Here is a 25335-nt window from a genome sequence, read left to right as displayed (position 1 = left end):
AGCGGTCCATCACCCGAATCAGAGATTCAGCGAACGTCCGATGATCTCCTTCATGATCTCGGTTGTGCCCCCGTAGATGGTCTGCACACGAGAGTCCATGTACGCCTTGGCAACCGGGTATTCCTTCATGTAGCCGTAGCCTCCGTGCAGCTGGAGGCAGCGGTCGATGAGCTTGACCTGAGCTTCGGTGGTCCACCACTTCGCCATCGCAGCTTCCTGCACGGTCAGCTTCTCGGCATTGAGCTGCTCGATGAACTTGTCCACCAGGATGCGCACTGCCGTGGTCTCCGTTGCCAATTCGGCCAGTACGAATCGGGTGTTCTGGAAGCTGCCGATCGACTTGCCGAATGCCTTGCGGTCACGGCAGTACTGGATCGTGCTCTCGAGAACCGATTCCATTGCGGCGGCAGCAACGACGGCGATCGAGAGTCGTTCCTGGGGAAGGTTCTTCATCAAGTAGAAGAAGCCCATTCCCTCTTCGCCCAGCAGGTTGGCAGCGGGAACGCGTACGTCGGTGAAGCTGAGTTCGGCGGTGTCCTGAGCCTTCATGCCGATCTTGTCGAGATTGCGTCCTCGCTCGAAGCCGGGCATGTCCCGCTCGACCACGAGGAGGCTGAAGCCCTGAGCACCCTTGTCCGGGTCGGTGCACGCGACAACGATGATGATGTCGGCGTTGATTCCGTTGGTGATGAAGGTCTTCGAACCGTTGAGTACCCAGTGGTCCCCGTCGCGAACTGCTTTCGTCTTGATGCCCTGCAGGTCGCTACCGGTACCCGGTTCGGTCATCGCGATCGCCGAGATCAGCTCACCCGACGCGAATCCGGGTAGCCAACGCTGCTTCTGCTCCTCGTTGGTCAACTCCAGGAGGTACGGCGCCACCACGTCGTTGTGCAGCGTGAAGCCGATACCACTGAAGCCACCCTTGGTGGTTTCCTCGGTGATGATCGCGTTGTAGCGGAAATCCTTGACACCGCCGCCGCCGAATTCCTCAGGTACCGCGGTTCCCAGGAATCCCTGCTTTCCGGCCTCGACCCAGACGTCACGATCGACGATGTTCTGCTCTTCCCACTTCTCGTGGTTCGGTGCCACGTGCTGTGCCAAGAACTTCTGGTACGACTCCCGGAAGAGTTCATGTTCCGGTTCGAACAGGGTGCGCTCCACGCCGACTCCTTGCAATTCGATATACGGCACTTCAGTGATGTACCCGGTGGGGACGATGTACCCGGTCGGGATATTTTCGCTGAGACTGGGCACGCCGAAGTTCGCGGGCCCACGTCACTGCCTCCGACGGTAGAACCTGTTGCGATACCCGTCGATGACCCGAACGATCACGATTCGTGACTGTAGCGGTTATCTGTTACTCGAAGTACGGAATCTGGCGAGGTATCGCATGATCGGGTAGGCGACGAGGATGCCGATCGACCCCCAAGCGATGCCGCCCAGCTCGACCGAACCAATGGTCAGCGTCAGGTTCCCGATGCCGGCAACCAGTGCGGCAGCGGCGACGGTCAGGTTGACCGGATCGGTGAAGTCCACCTTCGCTTCCATCCAGATGCGCACACCGAGAATGCCGATGAGTCCGTAGAGAACCATCGTCGCACCGCCGATGACGCCGTTCGGAACCGTGAAGACCAGTGCACCGAATTTGGGCGAAAATGCCAGGATCACGGCGGTGGCGGCCGCTACCCAGTACGCCGCGGTCGAGTACACACGCGTCGCTGCCATGACCCCGATGTTCTCGGCATACGTGGTGGTTCCGGATCCGCCGCCGGCGCCCGCCAAGGTCGTGGCGAGACCGTCTGCAAACAGCGCATTGCCGGCCAGATCATCGAGGGACTTACCCGTCATGGCGGACACCGCCTTGACGTGTCCGACGTTCTCGGCGACCAGAACGATCACCACGGGCAGCGCGAGCACGATCACCGACCAGTCGAACGACGGTCCGTGCAGACTCGGCAGCCCGAACCAGTCGGCTTCGCGCAGAGCGGACACTCGTTCACTGTCGAGACCACCGATGACCGCGGCGAAGACCCAGCCGATCACTACGCCGACCAGAATGCCCAACCGGCCGAGCAACCCGGGACCGACGACCGTGACCAGCAGGATCGAAACGAGCGTGACCGTGGCGATCAGCGGCTGCGATTCGAAGGAACCGACCGCCGTCGGAGCGAGGTTGAGACCGATCAGCGCGACGACGGCGCCTGTCACTACCGGCGGCATGACGGCGTCGATGACCCGGCTGCCGATCAGACGTACGGCGACGCCGATCAACATCAACACGATGCCGACGGCCATGACGGCACCGAGCTGCGCGGCCGGGCCTGACCCTGCTGACGCTGTCAGCGGGGCGATGAACGCGAAGGACGAACCGAGATAGCTCGGGATCCGGCCCCGGGTGATGAGCAGGAACAGCGCGGTGCCGATACCCGAGAACAACAGCGTCGTCGTGACGGGGAAGCCGGTGATGGTCGGAACGAGCAGTGTCGCTCCGAACATCGCGATGACGTGCTGCATCCCGATCCCGATGGTGCGCGGCCAACTCAGTCGTTCATCCGGCGCCACGACGGCGCCGTCGGCGATCCGCTTGCCGTCTCCGTGGACAGTCCAGCCGATTCCGCCGGCCCCGGTCATTGTTTCTCGTTCGATCACAGGTCGAAATACTAGAGGTCAGGCGCTCGGTCTCCGACCGAGACCAACGAAACCAGTTCAGCTGATTGCGTCGGCCGCCGCTTTGCGCGCTGCCACCGGATCACCGGTTGCCAGCACCGCCGCCGCAGCCGCCTCACATTGCGCCATGGTGACTGACCCGACCTTCGCTCCCACACCCGCGACCGACGCCGCAGCGCACGACAGCGAGGAAACTCCGAGTCCGGCCAGAACACACGCCAACAGTGGATCGGCGGCCGCCTCACCGCAGACGCCGACGCGCTTGCCTGCCGCCTGACCGGCCTGGGCCGTACGTGCGACAAGGGCGAGCACCGCGGGCTGCCACGGATCGGTCAGGTCGGCGAGTTCGGAGGACATCCGATCAGCGGCCATCGTGTACTGAGCGAGGTCGTTGGTACCGATCGAGAGGAATTCGACGTGTTCGAGAATCTGGTCGGCCAACAGCGCCGCCGCCGGGATTTCGACCATCACACCGGGAACAAGATCGCGTGCCCGCACCGCATCGGCAAAACGTTTCGCCTCGGCCGGGGTGGCGATCATCGGTGCCATGACCCACGGGGACGAGTTGGTCGACGCCGCGGCTGCCGCGATCGCGTCGAGCTGGCGGTCGAGAATTCCCATGTCCTGCCAGGCGATTCGGACCCCACGAACGCCGAGGGCCGGATTCGCTTCCTCTTGATGGTTGGCGAATTTGAGCGGCTTGTCCGAACCCGCGTCCAACGTGCGAATGATGACCTTCTTTCCTGCGAAGGCCTCGAGAACTTCGGCGTAGATCGCCGCCTGCTCGTCTACGGTCGGTTCGGTCTCACGGCCGAGGAAGCAGAGTTCGGTCCGGAAGAGCCCGATGCCTCCCGCTGCGGTCAACGCCGCGGCGCGAGCGCCCGCGCCGTCTTGAACATTGGCGAGAACGTCTACCGGCCGACCGTCCGACGTCCGGCCTGGTCCGGTCCACGTGCTGACGCGTTCGCGATCGATCCGGGATTGTTCGACCAGTTCGCGCGCCTGTTCGGGATCCGGCTCCGCGATCACGTCGCCGGTGGTTCCGTCGATCAGAATCGGTGTTCCGGCCGCGATGGATTCCAATTCCTTCGCAGCCACGATGCACGGGATGCCCAACTGCCTCGCGATGATTGCCGTGTGGCTGGTCGGGCCGCCGAAGATGGTCACGAGTCCGATGATCTTGGTTGCATCGAGGCCCGCGGTGTCCGCAGGAGCCAGATCGTCCGCGCACAGCACCGACGGCGTCTCGGGCATCGGAACTCCGGGTTCGGGCAATCCGGAGAGTTCGGCGATCACGCGGTCGCGGATGTCCTCGAGATCGGTGACGCGCTCGGCCATCACACCGCCGACCTTGGTGAACAGCACCACGAACTGCTCCGTCGCCGCGATCGCAGCCTGCACCGGGGGCACTCCGCCGGCGATCGACTTCTTTGCCGCCCCGATCCAGCCGCGATCGGCTGCCATCGCTGCGTTGGCCTGCAAGACCTCGGCGGCCGCGCCTGTGGCTTCGGCAGCCCGTCCGAGAAGGCGGTTCTCGACAGCCTTCGCTGCTGCGACGAAGGCGTCTGCAGCGGCCTCTCGATCGGCCTCGTCGAGTGCGGGCGCATCGGTGACGAGTTCTGGTCGGCTGGACGGCCAGATAGCCGGGCCGTAGGCAATTCCGGGCACGACGGGGGTGCCGTGCACGGTGATTCGGTTGAGCTGTTCGGTCATCTGTCCTCCTTGAGCGATGGGCCCGGTGTCACACCGGATCACCTCGAGCGTGTAAAGCCCTCACCTTCGTTGTGACGAAGATTACTCCCAAGTCTTGACATGTCAACACACTCGGGCGTAAAACAACATAAAGCAACATTCACTGTGATCCACAACGCACCGTCGGATCACATTTCGGAATCGGAGAGCACGTGTACGCGGAAGAACGCCAACAAGCGATCGGCACCATGGTGTCGCAGCGCGGACGCATGTCCGTGGCGGCGCTGTCGGAGACCTTCGGTGTGACCACCGAGACCGTGCGTCGCGATCTGGCCTTCCTCGAGCGGATCGGACAGATCAGGCGTGTACACGGCGGCGCCGTTCCGACCGGATCCCTCCACGTGACCGAACCGGGCATGGCGGAACGCGATCAGACCCGCGCGCAACAGAAGGACCGGATCGCCCGCTGCGCGGTCACCTATCTCCCTCCTACCGGCGGCAGCGTCATCTTCGACGCGGGCACGACCACGGGCCGCATGATCCCCGAACTTCCGACCGAGAACGACTTCACGGCCGTGACCAATTCCGTGCCGATCGGCGCACGACTGGCATCGATGAACTCGATTTCCCTGATCCTGCTCGGCGGACGAGTACGCGGGGTGACGCAAGCCGCGGTCGGCGAGGACGCTCTGCGCCTGCTGAGCACGTTGCGGGTCGACGTCGCCTTCGTCGGAACCAACGCGATCAGCGTCGGGCACGGACTCTCCACCCCGGACAGCGAAGAGGCCGCCGTCAAACGAGCGATGGTCAAGGCCGCCAATCACGTTGTCGTGGTGGCCGATTCCAGCAAAGTCGGCCGCGAGCACTTGATCAGCTTCGCACCACTCGACAGCATCGACGTCCTCATCACCGACGAAGAGATCAGTCCCACAGACACATCCGAGTTCCACGACCACGGAATCGAGGTGGTGATCGCATGATCGTCACACTGACAGCCAACCCGAGTATCGATCGGACCGTACAACTCGAGCAACGGCTCGAACGAGGCTCCGTCCTACGTGCCCACTCCACTCGCAGCGACCCCGGCGGCAAGGGGGTCAACGTCGCGCGTGTTCTCGCCGCAGCCGACCTCGACGTGCTCGCGGTGCTACCGGGAAATGGTGGCGATCCCTTGCTCTCGGCGCTCGCAGCCGGTGGGATTCCCCACATCGGCGTCGCCACAACGGGTCCGGCTCGCACCAACATCACCATCGCCGAACCGGACGGGACCACGACGAAGATCAACGAACCCGGCGCAACGCTGTCCGGTTCGACGCTCGACGCCCTGGCACAGGAGTTGATCGCCCGCGCCGATACCGCACTGTGGTTCGCGCTGTCCGGCTCACTGCCTCCCGGCGTTCCTCTGGGGTGGTACGGCGAACTTGTCGCGGCGCTGCGCGATCACCCGTGCAAGGTAGCGGTCGACACCTCGGACGCCCCACTGACGGCACTCGCCGAATGCTTCCCCGGCTCGGCACCTGATCTGCTCAAACCCAACGGCGAGGAACTCGCGCAACTGACCGGCGTCGACGGCCACGTCCTCGAACGTGCTGCCGAGAACGGTGATCCCGGGCCTGCAATCACGGCGGCACAGCGATTGGTCGACCGCGGCGTCGGCAGTGTGCTCGCCACACTCGGCGCAGCCGGTGCCGTCCTCGTCACGGCCGACGGCGCGTGGATCGCCACCGCTCCCCCGATTGTCGCAGTCAGTACCGTCGGCGCAGGCGATTCGTCGCTGGCCGGCTACATCCTCGCCGAAGCGGGCGGCGGCTCGGAATCCGAGCGGCTACGTCACGCGGTCGCCTACGGAAGCGCCGCTGCCTCCCTTCCCGGCACAACCCTTCCCACACCCGAACAGATCGATCTGGCAGCGGTTTCGGTATCTGCAGCAGATGCCGCCTCTCCCATCCCCGTCCCCACCGAACTCGCCTGACGCCCTAAGGAACCTGACATGTCCGATACCACCGCAGCCGGCAGTTCCGGCCCGGAGATCATCAGTCCCGAACTGATCTCACTCGACACCGACCTGGGTTCGACCAAGGAAGATGTCATTCGTTCTCTCGCAGCGCGATTGACTGCAGCGGGGCGGGCGAGCGACGCCGCGGGACTGGTCGACGCCGCACTCGCTCGCGAAGCGCAGTCCGCGACCGGACTGCCCGGCGGAATCGCAATTCCCCACTGCCGCGCCGAGGCTGTCTCGTCCGCGTCCCTGGGGTTTGCTCGACTCGATCCGAAGGTCGACTTCGGTGCACCCGACGGCCCCGCCGATCTGGTCTTCCTGATCGCGGCGCCCGAAGGCGCCGGGGCCGAGCACATGAAGCTGCTCTCCTCCTTGGCCCGAGCACTCGTCAGGCCCGCGTTCGTCACGTCACTTCGTGAAGCGTCGACGCCGGACGAGATCGTGAGACTGGTCGACGAGGTACTCAATCCCGCACCGAAGGATCCTGCAGCAAAGGCTGCGGCAGCGACACCCCCGGCACCTGTTTCCACCGGGAAACACGCTACCGAGGAGACCCCGGCACCAGCGCCCGCGGAGCGTCACATCGTCGCGGTCACCGCCTGCCCGACCGGAATCGCTCACACCTACATGGCGGCGGACTCACTCGTCGCCGCGGGTGAACGCGCCGGCATCAAGGTTCACGTCGAAACGCAAGGTTCGAGCGGAAGCACCCCCCTTGACCCTTCGGTGATCGCCGGAGCCGCCGCGGTCATCTTCGCCACCGACGTCGGAGTGAAGGGCCGCGAACGATTCGCCGGTAAGCCCGTCGTCGCTTCCGGTGTCAAGCGGGCAATCAACGAGCCGGACAAGATGCTCGCAGAAGCGTTGCGCGCCTCCGAGAATCCCGCCGCCGCCACCGTTGACGGCACCGCCGCAGCGGCCGCGGATTCCGATGCCGGTTCCGTAGGGTTCGGCACCCACCTCCGTCAGGTCCTCCTGACCGGTGTCAGCTACATGATCCCGTTCGTCGCGGCCGGCGGTCTGCTGATCGCACTCGGCTTCCTGCTCGGCGGATACGAGATCTCCGGTCCGGCCAAGGACATCGTTCTCAACAACTCGATCACCAACCTTCCCGACGGTGGTCTGGCCACCTATCTCGGCGCAGTGCTGTTCCAGATCGGTTCGTTGGCATTCAGCTTCCTGGTGCCCGCGTTGGCCGGCTACATCGCCTTCGCCATCGCCGACCGGCCTGGCATCGCTCCCGGCTTCACAGCCGGCGCGGTCGCCGTGTTCGTCGGTGCCGGTTTCATCGGCGGCTTGGTCGGTGGTCTCATCGCCGGTGTCGTCGCGCTCTACATCGGCCGGATCGCCGTCCCGCAGTGGCTGCGAGGCCTGATGCCGGTGGTAATCATCCCGCTGTTCGCGACGCTGGTCGTCGGAGCACTGATGTTCATCGTCCTCGGGCGTCCGCTCGCCGCGATCACCTCCGGTCTCACCGACTGGCTCAACGGACTGTCCGGCAGCTCGGCCATCTTCCTCGGCATCATTCTCGGCCTGATGATGTGCTTCGACCTCGGTGGACCGGTCAACAAGGCGGCTTACGCCTTCGCCGTCGCCGGACTCAACGTCAACGACCCGGCCACTTTGCGCATCATGGCGGCTGTCATGGCTGCCGGTATGGTTCCGCCGCTTGCCATGGCACTTGCCTCGACGGTGCTGCGTCCCAAGCTCTTCAGCGAAGCCGAACGGGAGAACGGAAAGGCTGCCTGGTTGCTGGGTTCGGCATTCATCTCCGAGGGCGCGATTCCGTTCGCCGCTGCCGACCCGCTTCGCGTGATCCCCTCGATGATGGCGGGCGGCGCGGTCACCGGCGCGCTGATCATGGCTTTCGACGTCACTCTCAGCGCCCCGCACGGCGGCATCTTCGTCTTCTTCGCAGTCGGCGGAATCGGCTGGTTCCTGGTCTCGCTCGCCGCGGGAACCGTGGTAGCTGCGCTCGCCGTCGTCGGAGCCAAGGAGTTCTTCCGCAAGGGGCCGTCCGATGCCGAACTCGACCCCGAAATCGTGCCCGCTGCGGCATGATCGACAGCAGGCAACACTGCAGTCACCACCTGAGTCACCAGATCTGCCCGAACACCCCATAACGTCCGCAACGACAGTTCTACAACGAGGAGATCCCATGCCCAGCAAGACAGTTGCCGTCGGTTCCGCAGTCGGCCTCCACGCCCGCCCCGCCGCTCTCATCGCCGAAGCAGTCGGAGCCTCCGGCGCCACGGTCACCCTCGCAGTCGCCGACGGCGAACCGGTGGATGCAGGGTCGGCACTGATGATCATGACGCTCGGAGCCGCCAAGGACACCGAAGTAACCATCGAGTCCGACGACGCCGACGCACTCGCCAAGGTCGCCGAGCTGGTAGCCGCTGATCTCGACGCCTGACCTGATGTCAGTCGGTGCTGTGCAGCGGGCCGGACACTCTCACGGAGTCAGTGCGAGTGTCCGGCCCAGCCAGTCCATTTCGAGTTCCAGAGCAGTGCCCCACACATCACCCGAGTGCCCGCCGGGAAGGGTGTAGTAGTCCACGTTCATGTCGGCGGCGCGTGCAGCCTCGAACATGATCTCCTGCTGAGGGCGGTAGATGTCGTCGTCCTCACCCGCGACAAATACACCCGACAACTGCGGATACCGATTCTGCGCCATCAGGTCTCGGGCGTTGACCGCGTCGAACGCGCTTTCGTCACCGTCGAACATGGCCGCCACGGTGTCCTCGTGATCACCGGTCGACGGTTCGTCCTGGCCGGAGAAGTCCAGGAACGACGGGTATCGGTCCGGGAAGTTCACGGCCATCTCGATCGCGCATGTCCCGCCGTAGGAGAACCCACCGATAGCCCATTGCGCAGCGTCCGGATTCACTTGAAGGTTCGATTCGATCCAGTTCGGGACGTCCTGGTCCAGATACGTCGCGACGTTGCCGAGCGCAGAATCCATGCAGCCGGGGTTGGCGTCGTAGTCCCCCAACGCGTCGGGCACCACCACGACGGGAGCAAGCCCGGAATGCCTCGACGCATAGGCGTCGACGGTGGTCGCGAGCCGGCCACTGTCCAGCCAGTCGCTGGGGCTGCCGGGCTCGCCCGCCACCAACACCAGTACGGGCAACTCGGCACGCGGATCGGCAAGATAGGCCGGCGGGAGATACAGCGTCGCAGGCCTCGCGTCGAATCCCGAAACGTTTCCTGGAATCGCCGCTTCCGTCACGACACCGTTGCTCGGCATCCGCACCGGAACCTGCCAATGAGTTTCGGTGGGCAGTCCCCGTTGTACCCAAGGTTCGGCCCCGGGGAGCGAATCGAAGGCAACGTTCTCGACCGAGCCCACCGGCCAGTGCCCGACCAGTGAGCCGAGTGTGGGATAGGTGCCGGTCTGCGCGTTGACCTGACCTACTGCGACGATCGCGGCCAGCCCGGCGAATGCCGTCACCGAAAGGCCACGCGCAAGCCCTGGGCGCCGAAGGAGAACGAGTGCGGCGCCGATGACTCCGAACATCGCCAGCGCTATCCAGACAAAATTCGACGCCGGTAGCTGCGCGGGCAGCGGCCGAAAGCTGAGCCACACGAACGTCGCACCGGTGGCTGATCCGAGCACTGACAGACCTAGCGCGACCAACGCGGCCCTACGCGGCAACCACCGAAGCAGAAGCAACGTGCCGACGCCGACGATGACGGAACCCACGAGCAGCGCTGCGGTGATGTGTCCGTGCTCGAGTGACATACGCGAGAGCCGCGTCAGGAGTTGATGCCCGTGCATTCGTTCCAGTATCCACATCTACCGTCGGTCTGCGAATTCGTGGAATTATCGGGAATCAGCGGCGTCGTCGAAATCTCACGAATGCCGCGCCCCCGATCGCACATCCTGCCGCGACCAACCCGGTCCACACGAATGTCCACGGATCGACCCCGACACCGACCGAACCGGCAGACGAGTCAGCCGTCGCTTCTGTCGCGTCCACGAGCGCTCGCATCACGTACACCGGAGGCAACGCTCCGCCGGCAGATTCCGAACCGATCAGAACATCGCCCGCATCGTTGAATGCCACCGCCTCACCCTGAGGCTCCTTCGGGAGCGGGATCCGCAGCGGTTCGGTACCGGTGAGCGTCGCGCCGATTCCGCCGTCCACGACTTCGTACAGGTACAGGTCGGAGTAACTCCGAAGTGCGATCGCCGAACCGTCCGACGACACCGCTCCCCCGGTGAACATCACCGACACGGGCTTCTCCGGTCCGAGGGACACGGCTCCGACGCGCTCGAGCGGCGTCGGGCCGGGCTGCGCCAAGTCACTCAGTTTCTGATCCCCGATCGGTGTGTAGACACTGCTTTCGCCGAACAATTCCTTGGTCACGACAAAAACGTGGCCGTCGGGGTCTAGCAGTATCGACTCGGTGTCGTGCGCACCGTCCGGGTACGTGAGGCGGTGCAACGTACCGTCACCGGAATCGAGGTCCATCGTGATGAACGCCACTGTTTCGCGGGTCCGGAGGTTGTCACCGGTGTCCGACAGAACGAGCGTTCGCCCACTCACCGCAAGATCTTCGACGTCGTAAGGATCTATCGGGACCGGAATCTGTTTCTGGACAACACAGTTCAGGTCCATTTCGAATACGAAGTCGTCACTGCCGCCGTCGCCCATCGCGTAGATCCGATCGTCGACGACGACCATCCCCGACAACTCCTGGAGCGCAGGATCGGTAGGCGTACAGAGTGGGGCGAACTCGCTCGGTTCGAACGACGACGCCTGTGCGAGCGCTCCGGGAAGCAGTGCGGTTGCCGTAGTCGCAGCAATCACCGCGACCACGGCCCCGAAACTACGCACTAGGTGCGTACTCGACCAATGCCGAGGCCAACATCTGTGGCACGCGTGCGTGCACCCGCGTTCCCGCCTCTTCGTGAGTCGATTCCAAAATCGTTCCGTCCGAGTGGATTCGAGCCATCAAGTCACCGCGCGTGTACGGCACCAGCACGTCGACCTCGACCTCCGGCCGAACCAGCACCTCGCTGAGATGTGCTCTTAGTTCGGCGATTCCCTCACCCGTCCGCGCCGAGACGAACACGGCACCAGGCAACAGACCACGTAGTTGCGTCAACGTAACCGGATCTGCCGCGTCGATCTTGTTGACCACGATCAACTCCGGCGGAGCCTTCGAATCCGTCTCGCGCAGAACATCGGTGACGACTTCCCGAACAGCCTTGATCTGTTCTGTCGGCAACGGATCCGAACCGTCGACGACGTGCAGCAGCAGATCCGCGTCGGTTACTTCCTCGAGAGTCGAGCGGAATGCCTCGACCAACTGAGTCGGCAGGTGTCGCACGAAGCCGACCGTGTCGGTGAGTACGTACTCGCGGCCGTCGTCGAGTGCTGCGCGGCGAGTGGTCGGGTCCAAGGTGGCGAACAACGCGTTCTCCACGAGCACACCCGATCCGGTGAGCGAATTGAGCAGACTCGACTTGCCCGCGTTGGTGTATCCGACGATGGCGATCGACGGGATGTCGCTCTGCAGTCGACGTGTGCGCTTGGTGTCGCGAGCGGCCTTCATGCCCTTGATCTCGCGGCGTAGTTTCGCCATGCGCTCACGAATACGGCGACGGTCCGTCTCGATTTTCGTTTCACCGGGACCACGCAGGCCCACACCGCCGTTACTGCCGGCACGGCCACCGGCCTGGCGCGACATCGACTCGCCCCAACCACGCAGACGCGGGAGCATGTACTCCATCTGAGCAAAAGCCACCTGGGCTTTACCCTCACGAGACGTGGCGTGCTGAGCAAAGATGTCGAGAATCAGAGCTGTCCGGTCGATGACCTTGACCTTGACGATCTTCTCCAGCGCCGTGAGCTGCGCCGGCGTCAGCTCACCGTCGCAGACGACGGTGTCGGCGCCGGTCGCCAGGACTACTTCGCGCAGTTCCTGCGCCTTGCCGGAACCGATGTAGGTGGCAGCGTCGGGTTTGTCGCGACGCTGAACCAGTCCTTCGAGGACCTCGGAGCCGGCCGTCTCGGCAAGTGCGGCCAACTCGGTCATGCTCGCCTCGGCCTGCTCGGCAGTTCCCTGCGTCCAGACGCCGACCAGGACAACTCTTTCGAGTCGAAGCTGGCGGTACTCGACTTCGGTGACGTCCTCGAGCTCGGTCGACAGACCGGCCACGCGGCGCAGGGCGCCGCGATCTGCGAGTTGCATCTCACCGGTCGACGGGTTGCCCGATGCGGACGCTGCCGTGTATTCGGCTTGCGCGTACTCGGACTGCTCGTGAGCGGTGGACTCTTCGTTTTCATGTGTGTTCGTCATACAAGATCCATGGTCCCACGAAACCTGGCCACGGTGCATCCGTATTTCCTGCAGGCGTATTTCCCGCGGGCGATATCACACAAGCGATTGCCACCACGCGTCGCTGATCGTTCCGCTCGCCACCAGAACCGAGGGCCCCCGCAACGACCCTTTGCCGCCTTCGACGGTGACCTGTACCTCGCCGCCGAGCACGCGCACCAGTACCGAGCCTTCATCGCGGCCGTCGTACCTCAGCGCCGCGGCCGCAGCTGCGACCGTTCCGGTTCCGCAGGAACGAGTCTCGCCCACACCACGCTCGTGTACGCGCATGTGGACCCCACCGTCGTGGATCGGCGTCACGATCTCGATGTTGACCCCGTGCGGGAAGAACCCGGGATCGAAGCCCGGAGAAACACTCAAATCGAGCGCACTCAAAACTTCTGCCGTCACGTGCTCGTCGACACACGCCAAATGCGGATTACCGACGTCGATGCCGACGCCGGCGAAGACGCGGCCGTCGATTGTTGCCGAACTGGTGCCGAGGTCCTTGATCGGGCCCATCGCCACGGTCACGTCACCATGTGTGGCGTCGTAGCCGTGCACCACGACCGGACGCGCTCCGGCGCGGCTGCCGACCACGAACTCGTCCTTGCTCTCCAAGCCCGAGGCCTTGAGATAGTGGGCGAATACGCGAACTCCGTTTCCGCACATCTCCGCGATGGAGCCGTCGCTGTTGCGGTAGTCCATGAACCAGTCTTCGGCAGCGACGCCGTCGGGCAGCGCACCGAGCACGCCCGCGTCCGCAAGTGCGCCTGCCCGGGCGACACGAAGGATGCCGTCGGCGCCGAGGCCACGCTGACGATCACACAACGCTGAAACTCGCGCCGGCTCGAGATCGACCCGAACGTCGAGGTCAGGGAGAACAACGAAGTCGTTCTGCGTGCCGTGGCCCTTACTGAAATCCATGGTCGCCATCCTATCCGGACCTGCCGACCGACTCACGCAGGTGACGCGGTGACCACGACGTTCTGTTCGTACGTGAAGCCGGACGGCAACGAGGGGTCGGGCACGGTTGCGCCGCCGCAGGTCACGAGGACCAGCCTGGGCGCACCCGTTTCGGAAAAGAACTCGGCCGGCAAAGCCACCTTTTCGTACAGCTTCAGGCTCGCTGCGTGATAGGTGAACATCGTTCCGGTGTCGTCGCTCACGTAGATCGGTGTTCCGGGCTTCATCTGGTGCAGCGCCCACAAGGCGCCGTGCGTGCGATCACCGTCGTCGACGTGGCCGGCAACAAGATTGGTGCCCTCCGAAGATCCGAACTGCACACCGTTGGTGAAATGCGAAACCTTGTCAGGATGCGGAAGGATCATTCCGCGGTTGGCGCCGAACCCACTGGTCACGATGTCGGCTCGCACATCGAGATCGGGAATCGCGAGCGTGTTCGGCGGCAGATCCGTTGGCGCAGGCGCCCACGTCGCCCCTGGATCGGTTGGAGCTCCCACGTCGAAGGGTGCTTCGGGAACAGGTGCGCTGATGGGCTTCCCGGCCGCACTCACCGCAAAATAGACGAGCACCCCGCCGACCGCGAGAAATGTGACGAGCAGTAGGAGAAGCGGCAGCCGACCCGCGCGTCGGCCTCTCGGTCGCGCGTGTGTCCCGGTCTGCGCCATGTTCGTTGTCCTCCAGTCCGTCGATCGCGAAACGAATGGATCGCGAAAGAGCTAACTGTAAGATAGCTGATCGGGGCGATCGTGTTACAGGCCGCGATATGCAAGGGCAGCGAAGGCCGAGCGAGCCAGCTCCGGATCGGCACCGTCGAGCCAGTGCACGCGTGCGTCACGACGGAACCATGATCGTTGGCGGCGAACGTAGCGCCGCGTCCCGATGAACGTCCGTTCGAGTGCTTCGGCCAGATCGTATTCACCGTCGAAATGTGCGAGCACCTGTGCGTAGCCGATGGCTCGCGGCGCTGTGACGCCCTCACGCAATCCTTGCTCGACGAGTACGGCGACTTCGTCGACAAGTCCGCCTGAAAACATCAGCTCGGTTCGCAACCGAATCCGGGCGTCGAGTTCTTCCGTATCCCGATCCACGCCGAGAATGCGGGTTCCCCATCGAGGGTCACCGATCTGCGGCGCCGAGGCCGCGAACGGCAGACCTGTCAGCTCGACGACCTCGAGCGCCCGAACCATCCGCCGACCGTCCGTCGGCAGTATCGACGCCGCTGCTACCGGATCAGCAGCAACAAGCGCCGTATGCACCGCACCGACCCCACCGTCGGCCAGCACTGCCTCCCACTTCGCACGAACTTCGGGATCCGTTGCCGGAAAGGACCATTCGTCGAGTAGAGACTGGACGTACATCATGGATCCGCCGACGATCACCGGAACCTTGCCCGCCACGATCAGATTCTCGGCGATCGCGATCGCGTCGCTTTGATAACGCGCGACGGTGGCGGTCTCCTTCACGTCGAGAACGTCGAGCAGGTGATGCGGAATCCCGCGACGCTCGGCCGGCGTCAGTTTGGCGGTCCCGATATCCATGCCGCGATAGAGCTGCATCGCGTCGATGTTGATGATTTCACCGCCGAATTCCTCGGCCAGTGCCAACGCGAGATCGGACTTTCCCGACGCTGTCGGACCGACAACTGCGATCGGGCGAAGTTCTTCAGGGACGTTCACGGCCGCCACGTCCCGACGTGGTAACCGACGCCGAACGGCGCATCGCTGTAGTCGGCCGTCGCGCGAGGATGGGCTGACCGAGACGAGCCCGTAAAGGCACCGGCCAGGACCTGCCACGCCGCGCGCCCCTGGGCTCCGACACTCCGGCAGAGCTGGGGATCGAGAGCAAGAAGCGCCTCCGGGTCACCGGCCGTCAGGGCGTCGTCGATGGCCGACTGCACACCCGCGGCGCGCTCGTCGAAGCTTCCTGGCGCCTTTGCCGTCAGCGTGGACGCACCGTCAGCAACGATCAGAAGCCCTTGCGGTCGGTTGTCGCTGTCGAGTTGCTTGCGCAGCTGCTGCCCGAACTCACGACATTCATTCGCCGACGCCTTTGCACTGACGACGTGCATGTCGACGGTTATCTCCACGTCTGTTCGGCCACGCAGCCAGCCGGCAACAAGGGCGCACAGTTCGAGAGATGGCATCGGTTCGCCTGCCGCATCCGCGTCCAGTGACGTCCGGACATCGGCGCCGAATCCAGCGAACGTACCGATCTGCCCACGTCCGACGCCCGATCGCCAGAGTTCGCCTGCTGCTTTCTCGGGTTCTGCATTCTCGGGGCCGACGCCGACGCCCACCCAGTGCACCGCCTCGTGAGCGAGCCGGCGCACGGCGGTTGTCGCTGCAGCACGCACCTGAGCGGACTCGGCCGAATCACCGGACAATTCCGGCACGAGTAACGGCGCCGAGGGGACGAGAACAGCGGAAGTCAACACAGTTGCCACGCTAGTCGACCCCGAGGTGGCGACCTCACACCCTCTTACCTGATTCAATAGTCGGAGAACGTGAGTACCGGGTTCAATGGAACCAGGAATGCGATCAGGCAGCCGTGACGCGCGGCAGAGACGAGGACCGATGACCGAGAACAGTGAACCCACCACCGGCGCCGACAGCAGTTCGGCCAGCCCGAGCCCGGCAGCACCCAAACCCGGCGCTCCCAAACCTGGTGGACCACGCCCCGGTGCGCCCCGCCCCGGAGCACCTCGCCCCGGACCAGCAGCCTCGCATGCCGTCACCGCCGCACCGGCCAGCGACCCGAGCAAGTTCGGACGCGTCGAGGAAGACGGAACCGCCTGGGTGAAGACCGCTGACGGTGAACGTCAGATCGGTTCGTGGCAGGCCGGCGACGCCACCGAGGGCCTCGCCCATTTCGGTCGTCGCTACGACGACCTCGCGACCGAGGTCTCGCTACTCGAGGCGCGACTGACGTCGGGCGCCGGAGACGCCAAGAAGACCAAGGCTGCCGCCATCGCTCTGTCCGAATCCCTCTCGACCGCTGCAGTGATCGGTGACCTCGACGCTTTGGCTCGCCGACTCGACGTGATCGTTGCCGGTTCCGACGAGGCCGCAGCGCACGCGAAGGAAGAGAAGGAACAGTCGCGCGCGGCAAGCACCGCCCGCAAGGAGGCCCTCGCAGTCGAGGCCGAGCAGATCGGCTCGGAGTCGACCCAGTGGAAGACCGCGGGTGATCGACTGCGCGAGATTCTCGACGAGTGGAAGACGATTCGCGGAATCGACCGCAAGGTCGACGACGCGCTGTGGAAGCGGTACTCCAAGGCTCGCGAGTCCTTCAACCGACGACGTGGAGCGCACTTCGCCGAACTCGACCGGGATCGTGCGAGCGCCCGTTCGACGAAGGAAGAACTGGTCGAGCGCGCCGAGAAGCTGTCGACCTCCACTGAATGGGGACAGACCGCCGGGGAATTCCGCGATCTGCTCAGCGAGTGGAAGGCTGCCGGCCGCGCACCGCGCGAGGCCGACGACAACCTGTGGAAGCGCTTCAAGGGCGCTCAGGACGTGTTCTTCGCCGCGCGCAACGCTGCTGCATCCGAGCGCGATGCCGAATTCGAGCAGAACGCGGTTGCAAAAGAGGAGCTGCTCGCTGCCAATGCGAACATCGATCCGGCGCACGGACTCGAGAACGCCCGCGCAGCGCTTCGCGACCTGCAGGAGAAGTGGGACGCGATCGGCAAGGTGCCGCGCGACCGAATGCAGGAACTCGAAGCGAAGCTCCGGGCCATCGAAACCAAGGTGCGCGACGCGGTCGACGCCGAGTGGCGTCGCACCGATCCGGAAGCACTTGCCCGGGTCGCGCAGTTCAAGGAGCGGGTGAGCCAGTTCGAGGAGCAGGCCGCCAAGGCTCAGGCTGCCGGCAAGACGAAGGACGCCGAGAAGGCTCTCGCTCAGGCCAAGCAGTGGCGTGAGTGGGCCGAAGCTGCCGAAAGCGCCGTCAACGAGTAATCGACGACGAGCTGTAAAGACAACAAAAACGCCGGCTGACTCCGAAAGGAGTCAGCCGGCGTTGTCTTGTGCTTTGGACGGACGGCCTGCTGTGTCAGCCGACGTTCCATTCCTGATGCTTCTCGGCTTCGGCCGCAGCGATCCGGCGTTGCTCCTCGGCAGCGAGCTGAATGTTGGTTCGTGTCCAGACCACCTTGAGCCAATGGAACGTCAAGAACACGACGGCAAACCATCCGATGATCAGCCCGATCGACGGTCCTGCCACATTGAAACCGGCGGGAATGGTCTGACGCGACCAGACGGCCATCATGCCGAGAGCGCTCGCCACGGCACTGCCGGCGAGTGCGACCCAGGCCAGACTCCAACGCCGCGTGACCAGCGCGAGCATCGAGAATCCGATGCCGAAGATGACGACGAACCACACGAACAAGCGTGAGAACAGTGCAATCCGTTCGGTTTCCGCGTCCTGGTTGTACGCGAGCACATCCCAGCCATTCGAAACTCCCGCATGGGGCAGGGCAAGGGTGCCGACCAGCACGAGCACCGCAACCGCGACAACCATGGCGCGCACACCCGGGTCGATTTCTCCCGCGACCTTGCGTTCCGCGTCGTCGAGATCCTTGCGGTAGCCCTCGAAGGCGTCGTCGCCCGGCTGTGGTGTCGTGTTCTCGTGTTGCGAGGTCATGCGTTGCATCCCATCTGAACGGGTTGTGGGGCCGGGGCACCGATCTGCGGTAGTCCGAGACCTACGCCGATGGGCGGGGTCTTGGGTGTGATGCCCTTTTCGAACGAATCACCGGCGCGGGTCCGACGGTGCGTGAGCACTCCGTCATCTGCCACGAGGTGATGAGGGGCTCCGTGGGTGACGACGACCGTCACCACGTCACCGGGTCGGATTGTGCCGTCGAGGTTTCCCTCGGGGCGGAAATGCACCAGGCGGCCGTCTCGCGCGCGACCACTGAGACGGTGAGTCGCCGCGTTCTTCCGCCCCTCCCCCGCTGCCACCAAGAGTTCGACCTCGGTGCCGACGAGCTTGCGATTTTCCTCGATGTTCACTTCTTCCTGAACGGCGAGCAATCGCATGTAGCGTTCCTGGACAACCTCTTTGGGGAGTTGATCGGCCATCTCCGCCGCCGGCGTGCCCGGGCGCTTGGAGTACTGGAAGGTGTAGGCGTTGGAGAATCGCGCCTTACGCACGACGTCCAGCGTCTCCTCGAAATCCTCCTCCGTCTCCCCCGGGAACCCGACGATGATGTCCGTGGTGATGGCGGCGTGCGGCATTGCGGCGCGCACCTTCTCGATGATCCCGAGGTACTTCGACTTGCGGTACGAGCGCTTCATCGCTTTGAGAACCTTGTCCGAACCGGACTGCAACGGCATGTGCAGCTGCGGGCAGACGTTGGGAGTGGTTGCCATCGCTTCGATGACGTCGTCGGTGAATTCTGCCGGGTGCGGCGATGTGAACCTCACCCGTTCGAGGCCGTCGATGTGTCCACATGCCTTCAAGAGGGAGGCGAAGGCTCCGCGATCGCGCGGTTGTTCCGGATCGGCGAACGACACGCCGTAGGCATTGACGTTCTGTCCGAGCAGGGTTACTTCCGAGACACCCTCGTCGACGAGTGCCTGCACCTCGGCCAGAATGTCGCCGGGACGTCGATCCACTTCCTTGCCACGCAGGGCCGGAACGATGCAGAACGTACACGTGTTGTTGCAGCCCACCGATATGGAAACCCAACCTGCATAAGCAGATTCGCGTTTGGCTGGCAGTGTCGAGGGAAACGCCTCGAGCGCGTCGAGGATTTCGACCTCGGCGCGCTGATTGTGACGCGCACGATCGAGCAGCGCGGGAAGCGAGCCGATGTTGTGAGTGCCGAAGACGACATCGACGAACGGCGCCTTCTTGACGACGGTGTCACGATCCTTCTGCGCCAGGCACCCGCCGACCGCGATCTGCATGTCGGGGTTCGCCTCCTTGTTCGGGGCGAGCTGGCTGAGGTTGCCGTACAACTTGTTGTCCGCGTTCTCGCGGACCGCACACGTGTTGAAGACGACAAGATCAGGATCGGTTCCGGTCTCCGCCTTCGAATACCCGGCGTCCTCGAGCAGACCGGACAGTCGCTCGGAATCGTGGACGTTCATCTGACAGCCGTACGTCCGCACCTCGTAGGTGCGAACAGACTTCGCAGTCGGCTCCGGAACTGCAGTCGGCTCCGGAAGTGCAGGGGACATTTCGTCTATCAGTGACACGCTTCAGCCTAGCTCACGTCCACTACGACGTGTAATAATGCCCTGATAAACAGCCGAAACGCGACATAAACGTCGTCACAGTAAAATTTCCATTACATATGGCAAGAACCATGGCGAAATCACGGGCGTCGACGCAAACTACGCCTAAGGTTCTCGTTTATGACCCAAGCCGACGATGCGACGACGCCGACCACCTCCGGCGATTCCACATCCATGATTTCGATGACCTCGGTGAACAAACACTTCGGGGAACTTCACGTCCTGCAAGAGGTCAATCTCGAGGTACCCAAGGGCCAAGTGGTGATCGTCCTCGGTCCGTCGGGCTCCGGTAAGTCGACTCTGTGCCGCACCATCAATCGCCTGGAACCCATCGACTCGGGCACCATTGCCGTCGACGGCAAGACGCTCCCCGAGGAGGGCAAAGCACTTGCCGCACTTCGTGCCGACGTCGGGATGGTCTTTCAGTCCTTCAACCTGTTCGCACACAAGACGATCCTCGAGAACGTCATGCTCGCACCGATGAAGGTCCGCAAGGCGAAGAAGGACGAAGCCAAGAAGACGGCGCAGGCATTGCTCGAGCGCGTAGGTATCGCCAATCAGGCCGACAAGTACCCGGCGCAGCTTTCCGGCGGTCAGCAACAGCGTGTCGCGATTGCTCGCGCTCTTGCGATGCAGCCGAAGGTGATGTTGTTCGACGAGCCCACCTCCGCTCTCGACCCCGAGATGGTCAACGAGGTCCTCGACGTCATGACTTCCCTCGCCAAGGAAGGCATGACCATGCTCGTGGTCACGCACGAGATGGGATTCGCCCGCAAAGCCGGCGATCGTGTGCTGTTCATGGCTGACGGCCAGGTCGTCGAAGACACCACGCCCGAAGAGTTCTTCACCCATCCCAAGTCGGATCGGGCCAAGGACTTCCTCGGCAAGATCCTCACTCACTGATCACAGTCCCCTCCGACAGTCCTGTCCTCGTCCACAAGACAACTTGCTCGACTGCACCGTTCACCTCGGCTGCACCGTTCATCTCGACTGCACCGTTTGCATGTCGACAACTGAGAGGATCTTCATGAAGATCAATCGCTCCGTCCGTTTCGGAATCGGAATCATGGCTATCGCGTTCGCTGCCACGGCTTGTGGTGGAGGAGAAGAAAAGAGCGCATCGCAGAGTGCTGCCGATGGAACGCTCACCGTCGGTATCAAGTTCGATCAGCCCGGCCTCGGTCAGCGCAATCCGGACGGGACGTTCTCCGGCTTCGACGTCGAGGTAGCCCGGTACATCGCGAACGAACTCGGCGTGAAGCCCGAAGGAATCACCTTCAAGGAATCACCGTCAGCCCAACGCGAGACCCTGATCCAGAACGGCGAGGTCGACTACATTGTGGCCACCTACTCGATCACCGACGCACGCAAGGAAAAGGTCGGCTTTGCCGGTCCGTACTTCATCGCCGGCCAATCGCTGCTCGTTCGCTCCGACAACACCGACATCACCGGTCGCGATTCTCTCAGCGGCGGCAAGAAGCTCTGCTCGGTGACTGGCTCCACTCCGGCTCAGAAGGTCAAGGACTCCGTACCTGACGTCCAACTTCAGGAGTTCGACACCTACTCTGCTTGTGTCGAAGCACTGCGCAACGGCGCTGTCGACGCAGTCACCACCGATGACATCATCCTCGCTGGTTTTGCCGCACAGTACCCCGGCCAGTTGAAGGTCGTCGGAGAACCGTTCACAACGGAAAACTACGGCGTCGGCCTGGCCAAGGACGATTCCGAGACCCGCGGCAAGATCAACGACGCCATCGAGAAGATGATCTCCACCGGCGCATGGGAAGAAGCCTTCAACAACACCGTTGGCGCTTCGGGCTACCCCATCCCGGCGCCGCCCACCGTTGATCGTTACTGACCTGCTTTTTTCACCGTCAATCTCGCTGCGGCTCCCACTTCGGGAGCCGCAGCGCGTGACGCCACCAACGGAGATCCCGTGATCTGGGGAGACGGCAAGTGAACCTTCTGAGCAAGTACGGCGACCAGCTTCTGGAAGCCTTCTGGACCACGATCCAGCTGACATTTTTCTCCGCGATCGGCGCTGTCATCATCGGTGTGCTGATCGCGGCGATGCGCGTGTCACCGGTCCCGGTCGCCCGATTCCTGGGCGCCGCGTACGTGACCGTGTTCCGCAATACCCCCCTCACACTGATTCTGTTGTTCTGTCTGTTCGGTCTTTCGCAGACGCTCGGAGTCAACCTCGCCAAGTCGGATTCGCCGACATTTCTGGTGGACAACAACTTCCGACTCGCCGTCCTCGGCCTCAGTGTCTACACCGCCGCGTTCGTGTGTGAGTCACTTCGATCGGGAATCAATACCGTTCCGGTCGGCCAGGCCGAAGCGGGCCGATCACTCGGTCTGTCGTTTGCACAAAATCTTCGGCTGATCGTCCTGCCTCAGGCATTTCGCGCGGTCACAGCACCGCTGGGTAGCGTGCTGATCGCACTGACCAAGAACTCGACCATCGCCGCGGTGATCGGCGTATCCGAAGCGTCAGCGCTGATGAAGAAGATGATCGAAAACGAAGCGGCGATCTTTGTCGTCGGTGGAATCTTCGCTGTCGGTTTCGTGATCCTGACACTTCCCATGGGCTTGATCTTCGGCAAGCTGAGCAAGCGATTCGAGGTTTCACGATGAGCAACCGCGCAACAGTCCTCTACGACGCGCCAGGTCCGAGAGCGCGAAATCTCTACCGATTCGCGTCCCTTGTCGTCGCTGCACTCATGGTCGCAATCGGTTACGTCATCTACCGCGCACTCGACGAAAAGGGCCAGCTGACAGCAGCGAAGTGGGATCCGTTCCTCGAATCCACGTCGTGGACAACGTATCTGATACCCGGCATCCGGGGAACGCTGATCGCGGCTGCGATGTCCATCGTCTTCGCGCTCATCCTCGGTTCTGCACTGGGTATCGGCCGACTCTCCGAGCACAACATCATTCGGAAGATTTGCGGCGTCATCGTCGAATTGTTCCGAGCAGTACCGGTTCTGATTCTGATGATCTTCTCGTATCAGGTGTTCGCCGAATACGAGGTCTTCAAGTCCAAGTACCTCGCACTCGCGGCAGTCGTCGTGGGTCTGACTCTGTACAACGGTTCTGTGATCGCCGAGATCGTCCGTGCCGGAATCAACTCACTCCCACGAGGGCAAAGTGAGGCCGCCAAGGCACTTGGTATGCGCAAGACGCAGATCATGGTGACGATCCTGCTCCCCCAGGCGGTTACCGCCATGCTCCCGGCCCTGATTTCACAGATGGTCGTGGCGTTGAAGGACTCCGCCCTCGGTTACCTGATCGGATATGTCGAGCTGGTGCGTCAGGCCCAACAGCTCGGCACCTTCTACGGAAACTTCCTGCCGGCGCTCATCGTGGTCGCCGCGATCATGATCGCTCTCAACTCGGCTCTGACCTTCCTGGCAACCAAGGTGGAGAAGCGCCTGCGGTCCGGGAAGCGAAAGGGCAAGGGCCCCATCGCGGCTCCGTCCGCCGACCCAGCTGTTTCGGTTCCGGGTATGGACCTGACCAAGCCGTGAATCAGATGGAGCCGTGAGTCGAATCCAGCCGCGTTAGCGTGAATACACAACAGGGCGGGGGTACCACCGAATTTCGGTGGTACCCCCGCCCTGTTGTTCTGAATGCTGCACTTCGCTACGAGTCGGTGACCGCCGCCATCTCGGCTTTGACCACCTCGTACGACATCCCAGCTGAATATCCCTTGCGTGCCAGCATCGAGACCAGTCGACGCGTGACCTTGTCGCGATCATCGACGGGCTTGTTCTTCAGCTTCCGCCGAACCAGCTCCGCTGCTCGCTCGCGTTCATCTTCCGGATCGATCTGTGACAACGCTTCGGAAGCGGTGTCCTGGTCGATTCCTTTGAGCCGCAACTCGACTGCAAGCGCACGCTTTCCCTTGCCCGAGTACGTATGCCGCGAATGAACCCACTGGTTCGCGAAGTCTGCGTCGTCGATCAACCCGATTTCTTGGAGTCGATCGAGGACCTTGGCAATCATCTCGGGCTCGAAGCCGCGCCCGCTAAGCTTTGTTTCCAGCTCGGAACGACTGCGCGCCCGGTCGGTCAGGAGGCGTAGGCAAGCATCTTTGGCCTGCGCCTCCGTCCCACCTTCTGCGCGTTGCGACGGCTTCTCGGATCGTTGACGGGATCGACGCCGAGGAGCGCCGTACTCTTCACGAGCATTCTCGCCGTTGTCACCGTCGTCGAAGCTCATGACTGAACTCAGAAGTCGGCGGGAGCTTCGTCGGTTGCAGTGACGTCAGCACCGATACCGAGCTTTTCCTTGATCTTCTTCTCGATCTCGTCACGGATATCGGTGTTCTCCAGCAAGAACTTACGAGCATTTTCCTTGCCCTGACCCAACTGGTCACCTTCGTAGGTGTACCAGGAGCCGGACTTGCGGATGAACCCGTGCTCGACACCCATGTCGATGAGCGAGCCTTCCTTGCTGATGCCCTGGCCGTAGAGAATGTCGAACTCGGCCTGCTTGAACGGCGGCGCGACCTTGTTCTTGACGACCTTGACGCGAGTGCGGTTACCCACTGCGTCGGTACCGTCCTTGAGAGTTTCGATACGACGGATGTCGAGGCGGACCGAAGCGTAGAACTTCAGTGCCTTACCACCGGTGGTGGTTTCGGGAGAACCGAACATCACACCGATCTTCTCGCGAAGCTGGTTGATGAAGATGACGGTGGTGCCCGAGTTGTTCATGGCACCGGTGATCTTGCGCAGCGCCTGGCTCATCAGTCGAGCCTGCAAACCGACGTGGCTGTCACCCATCTCGCCTTCGATCTCGGCGCGAGGAACAAGAGCGGCCACGGAGTCGATCACGACGATGTCGAGGGCGCCTGAACGGATCAGCATGTCGGTGATTTCGAGGGCCTGCTCACCCGTATCGGGCTGCGAGACCAGGAGTGCATCGGTATCGACGCCCAGCTTGGCTGCATAGTCGGGATCGAGTGCGTGCTCCGCGTCGATGAACGCCGCGATGCCGCCGTTGGCCTGAGCATTGGCAACTGCGTGCAGTGCCACGGTGGTCTTACCCGAGGACTCCGGGCCGTAGATCTCGATGACGCGGCCACGCGGCAGTCCGCCGATACCCAGCGCGACGTCGAGCGCGATGGAACCGGTGGGAATGACGGCGATGGGCTGGCGGACACCCTCACCCAGGCGCATCACCGAACCCTTGCCGAAGTTCTTGTCGATCTGCGCCAACGCGAGGTCGAGTGCCTTGTCCCGATCAGGTGCCTGTGGTGCCATCGTGATCCCCATCCTTGTTTCAGTCTTCAGTGCCTGCCTGAGCAGACTCCGTCTCTTCAGCGCCTGCCTGAGCCGACCCTGTTGGTGTGTTGCGATCAGAGTAGATCCGGCCACCGACAGACTTTTCGATCTTGCTTTAGCGCTTGTCGATCACCGCGTTTGTAGG

The 25335-nt window shown here is 63.3% G+C and carries 23 protein-coding genes; 9 read left to right on the top strand and 14 right to left on the bottom strand.

The annotated features are described in order from the left end of the window. Positions 1-18: 18 nt before the first annotated feature. The 3 genes from AOT96_RS24200 to AOT96_RS24190 form a co-directional block, all read right to left on the bottom strand. Positions 19-1161, bottom strand: a complete 1143-nt coding sequence (locus AOT96_RS24200; protein ID WP_007735194.1) for an acyl-CoA dehydrogenase family protein — start codon at positions 1159-1161, stop codon at positions 19-21. A 189-nt stretch (positions 1162-1350) separates the two neighbouring features. Beyond that, positions 1351-2631, bottom strand: coding sequence for a uracil-xanthine permease family protein (locus AOT96_RS24195; RefSeq protein ID WP_065352932.1), 1281 nt, complete (start codon positions 2629-2631; stop codon positions 1351-1353). Positions 2632-2706: 75 nt separating this feature from the next. Then, on the bottom strand, positions 2707-4380 hold the full coding sequence (locus AOT96_RS24190) for a putative PEP-binding protein (protein WP_050655800.1): 1674 nt from the start codon (positions 4378-4380) through the stop codon (positions 2707-2709). Positions 4381-4571: 191 nt separating this feature from the next. Here AOT96_RS24190 and AOT96_RS24185 point away from each other — a divergent pair, with 191 nt between their 5' ends. The 4 genes from AOT96_RS24185 to AOT96_RS24170 all read left to right on the top strand — a co-directional run bounded on the left by AOT96_RS24185 (position 4572) and on the right by AOT96_RS24170 (position 8774). After that, the gene (locus AOT96_RS24185) at positions 4572-5339 is read left to right on the top strand and encodes a DeoR/GlpR family DNA-binding transcription regulator (RefSeq protein ID WP_003942134.1); all 768 of its coding nucleotides are present in this window, start codon (positions 4572-4574) and stop codon (positions 5337-5339) included. Beyond that, positions 5336-6331, top strand: a complete 996-nt coding sequence (gene pfkB / locus AOT96_RS24180) for a 1-phosphofructokinase (protein WP_030535546.1) — start codon at positions 5336-5338, stop codon at positions 6329-6331. Before AOT96_RS24185 ends, pfkB begins: the two co-directional genes overlap by 4 nt. 18 nt (positions 6332-6349) lie before the next feature. Then, positions 6350-8419, top strand: coding sequence for a PTS fructose transporter subunit IIABC (locus AOT96_RS24175; RefSeq protein ID WP_007735189.1), 2070 nt, complete (start codon positions 6350-6352; stop codon positions 8417-8419). Between the two features lie 97 nt (positions 8420-8516). Beyond that, entirely contained in the window at positions 8517-8774 is a 258-nt protein-coding gene (locus AOT96_RS24170) for an HPr family phosphocarrier protein (RefSeq protein WP_003942144.1), read from the top strand. Positions 8775-8813: 39 nt separating this feature from the next. On the opposite strand, the gene AOT96_RS24165 is transcribed toward AOT96_RS24170, so the two are convergent. The 7 genes from AOT96_RS24165 to AOT96_RS24135 form a co-directional block, all read right to left on the bottom strand. Continuing rightward, positions 8814-10139 (bottom strand): alpha/beta hydrolase, encoded by a 1326-nt coding sequence (locus tag AOT96_RS24165; protein WP_007735188.1) that lies wholly within the window; start codon positions 10137-10139, stop codon positions 8814-8816. Between the two features lie 55 nt (positions 10140-10194). Further along, a complete protein-coding gene (locus tag AOT96_RS24160; protein ID WP_231917322.1) occupies positions 10195-11184 on the bottom strand; it encodes a hypothetical protein in 990 nt (329 codons plus the stop codon). A 10-nt stretch (positions 11185-11194) separates the two neighbouring features. Continuing rightward, positions 11195-12670: a GTPase HflX gene (gene hflX, locus AOT96_RS24155; protein ID WP_003942213.1), complete on the bottom strand. Its 1476-nt coding sequence runs from the start codon at positions 12668-12670 to the stop codon at positions 11195-11197. 75 nt (positions 12671-12745) lie between these two features. Next, positions 12746-13615: a diaminopimelate epimerase gene (gene dapF / locus AOT96_RS24150; protein ID WP_063316726.1), complete on the bottom strand. Its 870-nt coding sequence runs from the start codon at positions 13613-13615 to the stop codon at positions 12746-12748. 32 nt (positions 13616-13647) lie between these two features. Then, positions 13648-14319 (bottom strand): class F sortase, encoded by a 672-nt coding sequence (locus AOT96_RS24145; protein WP_065352412.1) that lies wholly within the window; start codon positions 14317-14319, stop codon positions 13648-13650. An 84-nt stretch (positions 14320-14403) separates the two neighbouring features. Then, entirely contained in the window at positions 14404-15339 is a 936-nt protein-coding gene (gene miaA, locus AOT96_RS24140; protein ID WP_063316518.1) for a tRNA (adenosine(37)-N6)-dimethylallyltransferase MiaA, read from the bottom strand. Next, positions 15327-16088: a class III extradiol dioxygenase subunit B-like domain-containing protein gene (locus AOT96_RS24135; RefSeq protein ID WP_058226374.1), complete on the bottom strand. Its 762-nt coding sequence runs from the start codon at positions 16086-16088 to the stop codon at positions 15327-15329. The genes miaA and AOT96_RS24135 overlap by 13 nt, the downstream gene beginning before the upstream one ends. Positions 16089-16227: 139 nt before the next feature. Here AOT96_RS24135 and AOT96_RS24130 point away from each other — a divergent pair, with 139 nt between their 5' ends. After that, entirely contained in the window at positions 16228-17613 is a 1386-nt protein-coding gene (locus AOT96_RS24130; protein WP_003942193.1) for a DUF349 domain-containing protein, read from the top strand. A gap of 94 nt (positions 17614-17707) precedes the next feature. Here AOT96_RS24130 and AOT96_RS24125 read toward each other — a convergent pair whose 3' ends face one another. Both AOT96_RS24125 and miaB read right to left on the bottom strand, forming a co-directional pair. Then, on the bottom strand, positions 17708-18298 hold the full coding sequence (locus AOT96_RS24125; RefSeq protein ID WP_065352931.1) for an Rv2732c family membrane protein: 591 nt from the start codon (positions 18296-18298) through the stop codon (positions 17708-17710). Continuing rightward, positions 18295-19842, bottom strand: coding sequence for a tRNA (N6-isopentenyl adenosine(37)-C2)-methylthiotransferase MiaB (gene miaB / locus AOT96_RS24120; protein ID WP_065352411.1), 1548 nt, complete (start codon positions 19840-19842; stop codon positions 18295-18297). The genes AOT96_RS24125 and miaB overlap by 4 nt, the downstream gene beginning before the upstream one ends. A gap of 231 nt (positions 19843-20073) precedes the next feature. On the opposite strand from miaB, the gene gluA reads away from it, so the two are divergent. From gluA to AOT96_RS24100, 4 genes are all read left to right on the top strand, one after another. Next, a complete protein-coding gene (gene gluA / locus AOT96_RS24115) occupies positions 20074-20802 on the top strand; it encodes a glutamate ABC transporter ATP-binding protein GluA (protein ID WP_007735175.1) in 729 nt (242 codons plus the stop codon). Positions 20803-20926: 124 nt separating this feature from the next. Further along, the gene (locus tag AOT96_RS24110) at positions 20927-21757 is read left to right on the top strand and encodes a glutamate ABC transporter substrate-binding protein (RefSeq protein ID WP_003942146.1); all 831 of its coding nucleotides are present in this window, start codon (positions 20927-20929) and stop codon (positions 21755-21757) included. 98 nt (positions 21758-21855) lie between these two features. Then, on the top strand, positions 21856-22536 hold the full coding sequence (locus tag AOT96_RS24105; protein WP_003942105.1) for an amino acid ABC transporter permease: 681 nt from the start codon (positions 21856-21858) through the stop codon (positions 22534-22536). Further along, on the top strand, positions 22533-23429 hold the full coding sequence (locus AOT96_RS24100; protein ID WP_007735172.1) for an amino acid ABC transporter permease: 897 nt from the start codon (positions 22533-22535) through the stop codon (positions 23427-23429). Before AOT96_RS24105 ends, AOT96_RS24100 begins: the two co-directional genes overlap by 4 nt. A 115-nt stretch (positions 23430-23544) precedes the next feature. Here AOT96_RS24100 and recX read toward each other — a convergent pair whose 3' ends face one another. Then, positions 23545-24123, bottom strand: coding sequence for a recombination regulator RecX (gene recX, locus AOT96_RS24095; RefSeq protein ID WP_065352410.1), 579 nt, complete (start codon positions 24121-24123; stop codon positions 23545-23547). Positions 24124-24131: 8 nt separating this feature from the next. Next, on the bottom strand, positions 24132-25169 hold the full coding sequence (gene recA / locus AOT96_RS24090) for a recombinase RecA (protein WP_007735170.1): 1038 nt from the start codon (positions 25167-25169) through the stop codon (positions 24132-24134). Positions 25170-25335: the final 166 nt, after the last annotated feature.

It is taken from the genome of Rhodococcus sp. 008 (genome assembly GCF_001682295.1).
GTDB classification, from domain to species: Bacteria; Actinomycetota; Actinomycetes; order Mycobacteriales; family Mycobacteriaceae; genus Rhodococcus_F; species Rhodococcus_F qingshengii.
This window is presented reverse-complemented; position numbering and strand designations above follow the sequence as displayed.

Coding starts and splice junctions, on each gene's coding strand:
- AOT96_RS24195 (WP_065352932.1), bottom strand. CDS start 2,631: ATGACCGGGGCCGGCGGAATCGGCTGGACTGTCCACGGAGACGGCAAG.
- AOT96_RS24190 (WP_050655800.1), bottom strand. CDS start 4,380: ATGACCGAACAGCTCAACCGAATCACCGTGCACGGCACCCCCGTCGTG.
- pfkB (WP_030535546.1), top strand. CDS start 5,336: ATGATCGTCACACTGACAGCCAACCCGAGTATCGATCGGACCGTACAA.
- AOT96_RS24175 (WP_007735189.1), top strand. CDS start 6,350: ATGTCCGATACCACCGCAGCCGGCAGTTCCGGCCCGGAGATCATCAGT.
- AOT96_RS24170 (WP_003942144.1), top strand. CDS start 8,517: ATGCCCAGCAAGACAGTTGCCGTCGGTTCCGCAGTCGGCCTCCACGCC.
- AOT96_RS24165 (WP_007735188.1), bottom strand. CDS start 10,139: ATGCACGGGCATCAACTCCTGACGCGGCTCTCGCGTATGTCACTCGAG.
- hflX (WP_003942213.1), bottom strand. CDS start 12,670: ATGACGAACACACATGAAAACGAAGAGTCCACCGCTCACGAGCAGTCC.
- dapF (WP_063316726.1), bottom strand. CDS start 13,615: ATGGATTTCAGTAAGGGCCACGGCACGCAGAACGACTTCGTTGTTCTC.
- AOT96_RS24145 (WP_065352412.1), bottom strand. CDS start 14,319: ATGGCGCAGACCGGGACACACGCGCGACCGAGAGGCCGACGCGCGGGT.
- AOT96_RS24130 (WP_003942193.1), top strand. CDS start 16,228: ATGACCGAGAACAGTGAACCCACCACCGGCGCCGACAGCAGTTCGGCC.
- AOT96_RS24125 (WP_065352931.1), bottom strand. CDS start 18,298: ATGACCTCGCAACACGAGAACACGACACCACAGCCGGGCGACGACGCC.
- miaB (WP_065352411.1), bottom strand. CDS start 19,842: ATGTCCCCTGCACTTCCGGAGCCGACTGCAGTTCCGGAGCCGACTGCG.
- gluA (WP_007735175.1), top strand. CDS start 20,074: ATGATTTCGATGACCTCGGTGAACAAACACTTCGGGGAACTTCACGTC.
- AOT96_RS24110 (WP_003942146.1), top strand. CDS start 20,927: ATGAAGATCAATCGCTCCGTCCGTTTCGGAATCGGAATCATGGCTATC.
- AOT96_RS24100 (WP_007735172.1), top strand. CDS start 22,533: ATGAGCAACCGCGCAACAGTCCTCTACGACGCGCCAGGTCCGAGAGCG.
- recX (WP_065352410.1), bottom strand. CDS start 24,123: ATGAGCTTCGACGACGGTGACAACGGCGAGAATGCTCGTGAAGAGTAC.
- recA (WP_007735170.1), bottom strand. CDS start 25,169: ATGGCACCACAGGCACCTGATCGGGACAAGGCACTCGACCTCGCGTTG.